Below are 5,835 nucleotides of genomic sequence, written 5' to 3' on the forward strand. Positions count from 1 at the left end.
GGCGGCACCGTCGCGTCCCCCGGTGAACGCGACCGCGGTGATCGCGCCGACCACTGCGATGGCCGCCACCACCGCTACGCCGGCGATGATCCACGGTCGCTTGCGCTTCGGATACTGCACCGGCGGCGGCAGCGGACCCGGATAGGCCGCGCCCGGGCCGGGGTCCGGATACGGGGCCCCCATGGGCGGGTAGGTCGGCGGCGGGTAGCCCTCCGGATACATCTGCGGGCCTGCTGGTCCTGCGCCGTGTTGGGGCGGGTACGGACCAGTCATAGATTTGCTCCCGGGGAGGTCGATCGGATCCTGCGCATCTACAGTGACCGGGCAGGCACTTATAGGCAGGTTAGCGCACCTGGGGACGGCGCCCCCGCCGGTGATGAGACCACGACGAGGCCGATATCTGCCCGCCGGAGCGTCCGCCACTAGGCTGAGACGCCGAAACGACGAAGGGTGGGACTGCGTGACCATTGCGGTGACCGGATCGATAGCGACCGACCATTTGATGCGCTTTCCGGGGAAGTTCTCCGAGCAGCTGCTGGCGGATCATCTGCAGAAGGTGTCGCTGAGCTTCCTCGTCGACGATCTCGTCATGCACCGCGGCGGCGTCGCGGGGAACATGGCGTTCGCGATGGGCGTGCTGGGCGGCAGCCCGCTGTTGGTCGGGGCGGTCGGGGAGGACTTCGACGACTACCGCCAGTGGCTCACCTCGCACGGCGTGAACTGCGACGGCGTGCTCGTGTCGCAAAGCGCGTACACCGCACGGTTCGTGTGCACCACCGACGAGGACATGGCCCAGATCGCGTCCTTCTACCCGGGTGCGATGTCGGAGGCCCGCGACATCAAGCTCGCCGATGTCGTGAAGCAGACGGGCAGTACACCGGATCTCGTGATCATCGGGGCCAACGACCCAGAGGCGATGTTCCTCCACACCGAGGAGTGCCGGAAGCTCGGCCTGGCGTTCGCCGCCGATCCCAGCCAGCAGTTGGCGCGGCTGTCGGGCGAGGAGATCCGCCGGCTGATCGACGGCGCGACCTACCTGTTCACCAACGACTACGAGTGGGATCTGCTGCTGCAGAAGTCCGGTTGGTCGGAGGCCGAGGTGATGCGCCAGATCCAGTTGCGCGTCACCACCCTCGGTGAGAAGGGCGTCGACCTCGTCGGCCGCGACGGCACCTTCGTGCACGTCGACGTCGTGCCCGAGACCCACAAGGAAGACCCCACCGGCATCGGCGACGCGTTCCGCGCCGGCTTCCTGACGGGCCGGGATGCCGGACTGTCGCTGGAGCGTGCGGCGCAGCTGGCGTCCCTGGTGGCGACGCTGGTGCTGGAGGCCCCGGGCCCGCAGGAGTGGAGCTGGCACAAGGAATCGGCCGTGCAGCGCCTGTCCGACGCGTACGGCGCGGACGCGGCCGCCGAGATCGCCGAGGCCATCTGATCGGCGGCGCTACAGCTGGACCGGGTAGGTCGGCTCGCTGATCTGCGGGGTGACGCTCTCGTCGACGAAAATCGCGTACCACAGCATGAAGATCAGCACCGTCCACAGCCGGCGGCTGTGATCGATCGTGCCGCCTCGGTGTTCGTCGAGCATCGCGCGCACGGCGGCGAGGTCGACGAATTCGCCCGCACCGGACGCACCGACCATCCCGTACGCCCAGTCGAGCAACTCACCGGACCGCAACCAGTGCCGGATCGGCACCGGGAATCCGAGTTTGGGCCGGTTCAGCACGTGCGCCGGGACGATCGGCTCGAGTGCCCGGCGCAGCGCGTACTTCGTCGTCGACCTGGTGATCTTCTGGTCGTAGGGCAGGCGTGACGCGACCGCGAACACCTCGGGGTCCAGGAACGGCACCCGCAGCTCCAGCGAGTTGGCCATCGTCATCTTGTCGGCCTTGACCAGGATGTCCCCGCGCAGCCAGGTGAACAGGTCGATGTGCTGCATCCGCGCCACCGGGTCCCAGCCCCGGGACTCGGTGTACACCGGCGCCGTGACATCGGTGTGCACCCAGTCCGGCCGGAACCGTGGCAGCACCGCGCGCAGTTGCGCGTCGGAGAAGCTGCGCGCGTTGCCGTAGTAGCGCTCCTCGAGGGTCAACGACCCCCGGTGCAGCAGGCTCTTGCCCCGCATGCCCTCCGGCAGCGGGCCCGCCATCCTGCCGACCGACTTGCGCAGACCGCGCGGCAGGTAGTCGAAAGGCTTCAGCGACAACGGTTCCCGGTAGATCGTGTAGCCGCCGAACAACTCGTCGGCGCCCTCTCCGGAGAGCACCACCTTGACGTGTTTCCGGGCCTCCTTGGCGATGAAGTACAGCGGTACCAGCGCCGGGTCGGCGACCGGTTCGTCGAGATACCAGACGATCTCCGGCAGCGCCGCGACGAACTCGTGCTGGTTGACCACCTTGGTGATGTGGCGCGCACCGATGGCCTCGGCCGACGCCACCGCGACATCGACCTCCGAGAAACCTTCCCGCTCGAACCCGGTCGTGAAGGTGATCAGGCGCGGGTTGTGCCGCATCGCCAGCGCCGCGATCGCGGTCGAGTCGATACCCCCGGACAGAAACGCGCCCACCGTCACGTCGGCGCGCATGTGCTTGGCCACCGAGTCCTCGAGCGCCGCGGTGATCTCGTCGTAACGGGCCTGCTCGGTGCCCGGGCGGAACGCCACCGCGTCGAACCGGGGCCTGAAGTAGCGGCTCACCTCCGGCTGGGCGCCGGGGCGGATCCGCGCGTAGCTGCCCGACTCCAGCCTGCGGATCCCGCGGTGCAGCGTCTCGGGCTCGGGGACGTACTGCAGCACGGTGTAGTGCTGGACGGCACGCTCGTCGACGCCGAGATCGATTCCGACCCGCTCGGCCACGTCGAGAAGGCACTTCTTCTCGCTGCCGGCGACGGTGCCGCCCGGGCCGGTGGCCAGATACAGCGGTTTGATGCCGAACGGATCCCTGGCGCAGAACAGCTCCTGGGTCACGCTGTCCCACAGCGCGAACGCGAACATGCCGCGCAGCTTCGTCAGCGCCTCGGCGCCCCAGTGGTGGTAGGCCACCACGATGGCCTCGCCGTCGCCGTCGGTGTGGAACACCGCACCGAACTCCGCACGCAGCGCGTCACGCAGCTCCAGGTAGTTGTAGATCTCGCCGTTGAACACCAGCGTGTAGCGCTCCGGAGCGTCCGCGGGGCCCCACCGCAGCGGCTGGTGGCTGTGGGCGATGTCGATGATCGAGAGCCGGTTGAAACCGAGCACGACGCGGTCGTCGTGCCATGTGCCCGGTTCGTCCGGGCCACGGTGCCGCATCTGTGCGGTAGCTCCCGACACGGCGTCGACGGTGGTGGGGGATACCTCAGAGGAAGGGTCGGTGACCAGCGCCAGCAGTCCGCACACCGCGCCAGTATGCCTAATCCGGAAAATCCGCAGAGACCGGCACGCGCGCGCAATCACCGGTCGCTTCGCGTCGCCTCACGGGCGTGGTCTACGCTGCGTAGTATTCGATGCAGCCGTCTGACCGCCCGCCGGTCAATCGACTTAGTAGGAGGCGCCAACGTGTCCGCTCGCGGCCCCAAGTTGGTGGCATTGTCGCTGCTCCTGGGCGGGACGGCGGTGCTACTCAGCGGATGCAGTTGGTCGGAGGTGCTCGGCCTCGGCTGGCCCAACGGCATCACCCCCGAAGCCCACCTGAACCGTGAGCTGTGGATCGGTTCGGTGATCGCCGCGCTGGTCGTCGGCGCGATCGTCTACGTCCTGCTGTTCTGGACGATGGCGTTCCACCGCAAGAAGAAGGACGACGTCGAGTTGCCCCGCCAGTTCGGCTACAACATGCCGCTGGAGCTGACGCTGACGGTCATCCCGTTCATCATCATCTCGGTGCTGTTCTACTTCACGGTCGTGGTGCAGGAGCGGATGCTGCACAAGGAGGAGAACCCCGAGGTCGTCATCGACGTCACCGCCTACCAGTGGAACTGGAAGTTCGGTTACCAGCGGGTCGACTTCGCCGACGGCACGTTGACCTACGACGGCGTCGACAACGAGCGCAAAGAGGCCATGACGTCGCGTCCGGAGGGCGTGGACGACCACGGCATCGAGCAGGTCGGTGCGATCTACGGCAAGAACCCCGAGGACCGCACCTACCTGAACTTCGACAAGATCGAGACGCTGGGGACGTCCACCGAGATCCCCGTCCTGGTGGTGCCGGTGGGTAAGCGGATCGAGTTCCAGATCGCGTCCGCCGACGTGATCCACGGGTTCTGGGTGCCGGAGTTCCTGTTCAAGCGGGACGTGCTGCCCAACCCCAAGGAGAACAACTCCGACAACATCTTCCAGATCAGCGAGATCAACCAGACCGGAGCCTTCGTCGGTCGGTGCACCGAGATGTGCGGCACCTACCACGCGATGATGAACTTCGAGCTGCGTGTCGTGGAGCCCAACGACTTCAAGGCCTACCTCGATCAGCGCAGCGCCGGAAAGACGAACGCCGAGGCGCTGCAGGCGATCAACCAGCCCCCGCTGGCGATCACCACCAAACCCTTCGACACCCGTCGCGGTGAGGGCGCGCCCGAGCTGCCGCAGGCGAGCAGGTAAGGACAGCAGATGCATATCGAAGCCAGGTTGTTCGAGTTCCTGACGGCGTTCTTCGCGCTGTCCACCGTGGTCTACGCCGTACTGACCGACCTGTTCGCTCCGGGCGGTATCGAGTGGGCCGGCACCACCGCGCTGGCGCTCACCACCGGTCTGACGTTGATCACCGGCACGTTCTTCCGCTTCGTCGCGCGTCGGCTCGACACCCGGCCGGAGGATTACGAGGACGCCGAGATCGCCGACGGCGCCGGGGAGCTCGGTTTCTACAGCCCGCACAGCTGGTGGCCGATCTTCATCGCGCTGTCCGGCTCGATCACCGCGGTCGGGATGGCGATGTGGCTGCCGTGGCTGATCGTCGCGGGCGTCTGCTTCATCCTCGCCACCGTGGCGGGCCTGGTGTTCGAGTACCACACGGGACCCGAGAAGCACTGACGCGGCCCGGCGCCAAGGTCACAATCAGGGCATGAGTTCGCCCGCAACCCCCGTTGACCCATCCGATCGGGTGCTGCCGTTGGGTAGTGTTGCCGAGGCGCCTTGAGCCGTCACGGCGACCACCGGCGCCGGAGAAGCAGTCGAAAAGGATAGACGTAGATGAGCGGGCCGAATCCTCCCGGGCAGGACTCTGGCAGCTCTGGCCTCCCAGGTGAGGAGCCGGCTGGCCAGCCCACCCCGGACGAACCCACCAGGGACGTCGAGAACCCCGACACCGGCCAGACCGACTTCTATTCGCGGGCGTACTCGGCGCCGGAGTCCGAACAGTTCGTCAGTCCCCCTTACGTGCCGGGCGACGCATCGCTGTACGACTACGACAGCTACGACGGGACCGCCGAGCCCGAACCTGCGCCGCCTCCGCGGTGGCCGTGGGTCGTCGGCGTCGTCGCGATCGTCGCCGCCATCGCGCTGGTGGTCTCGGTGTCGGTTCTGGTGACCCGCACCGAGACCGACAACCTGGCCACCCCGGAAACGACGACGACGAGGTCGGCGCCTCCGGTGCAGGACGAGTTCACCACCACGACAGCGCCTCCGCCGCCACCGCCGCCGCCCACCACGACGGAGGCACCGCCGCCGCCGCCACCGCCGGAGACGGTCACGGTCACCGAGCCGCCGCCTCCGCCACCACCGGAGGCCGCCGAGGCGCCCCCACCGCCCACACCGAGCTCGAGCACGTCACGCTGGAGCGCGAACTGGGCCGGTTCAAGCGCACCACCGACCAGAAGTGGGGCGAGCTCGTCTATGACGGCCTCTGGTACTCCCCGCTGAAGACCGCG

Annotated in this window: 4 protein-coding genes and 3 pseudogenes; 5 read left to right on the top strand and 2 right to left on the bottom strand. The window is 67.8% G+C overall.

Annotated elements, in window-relative coordinates:
- Positions 1-273: pseudogene (locus ASJ79_RS16720) on the bottom strand (hypothetical protein); the annotation flags it as partial.
- Positions 274-460: 187 nt separating this feature from the next.
- On the opposite strand from ASJ79_RS16720, the gene ASJ79_RS16725 reads away from it, so the two are divergent.
- A complete protein-coding gene (locus ASJ79_RS16725) occupies positions 461-1,435 on the top strand; it encodes a carbohydrate kinase family protein (RefSeq protein WP_067957272.1) in 975 nt (324 codons plus the stop codon).
- A 9-nt stretch (positions 1,436-1,444) separates the two neighbouring features.
- Here the strand turns inward: ASJ79_RS16725 and asnB are convergent, their stop codons facing one another.
- Positions 1,445-3,376 carry an asparagine synthase (glutamine-hydrolyzing) gene (gene asnB, locus ASJ79_RS16730; protein ID WP_067957275.1) on the bottom strand — a complete coding sequence of 644 codons (1,932 nt, stop codon included), beginning with the start codon at positions 3,374-3,376 and terminating at the stop codon, positions 1,445-1,447.
- A 102-nt stretch (positions 3,377-3,478) separates the two neighbouring features.
- Here asnB and ASJ79_RS16735 point away from each other — a divergent pair, with 102 nt between their 5' ends.
- From ASJ79_RS16735 to ASJ79_RS31125, 4 genes and pseudogenes are all read left to right on the top strand, one after another.
- On the top strand, positions 3,479-4,570 hold the full coding sequence (locus ASJ79_RS16735) for a cytochrome c oxidase subunit II (protein ID WP_369803696.1): 1,092 nt from the start codon (positions 3,479-3,481) through the stop codon (positions 4,568-4,570).
- A gap of 9 nt (positions 4,571-4,579) precedes the next feature.
- The gene (locus ASJ79_RS16740) at positions 4,580-4,999 is read left to right on the top strand and encodes a cytochrome c oxidase subunit 4 (protein ID WP_067957281.1); all 420 of its coding nucleotides are present in this window, start codon (positions 4,580-4,582) and stop codon (positions 4,997-4,999) included.
- Between the two features lie 159 nt (positions 5,000-5,158).
- Positions 5,159-5,734 (top strand): annotated as a pseudogene (locus ASJ79_RS31120) (hypothetical protein); the annotation flags it as partial.
- Positions 5,710-5,835 (top strand): annotated as a pseudogene (locus ASJ79_RS31125) (argininosuccinate synthase); the annotation flags it as partial. The pseudogenes ASJ79_RS31120 and ASJ79_RS31125, both read left to right, overlap by 25 nt.

Origin of the sequence: Mycobacterium sp. NAZ190054 (assembly GCF_001545925.1) — a bacterium.
GTDB lineage: Bacteria > Actinomycetota > Actinomycetes > Mycobacteriales > Mycobacteriaceae > Mycobacterium.

Coding starts and splice junctions, on each gene's coding strand:
- ASJ79_RS16740 (WP_067957281.1), top strand. CDS start 4,580: ATGCATATCGAAGCCAGGTTGTTCGAGTTCCTGACGGCGTTCTTCGCG.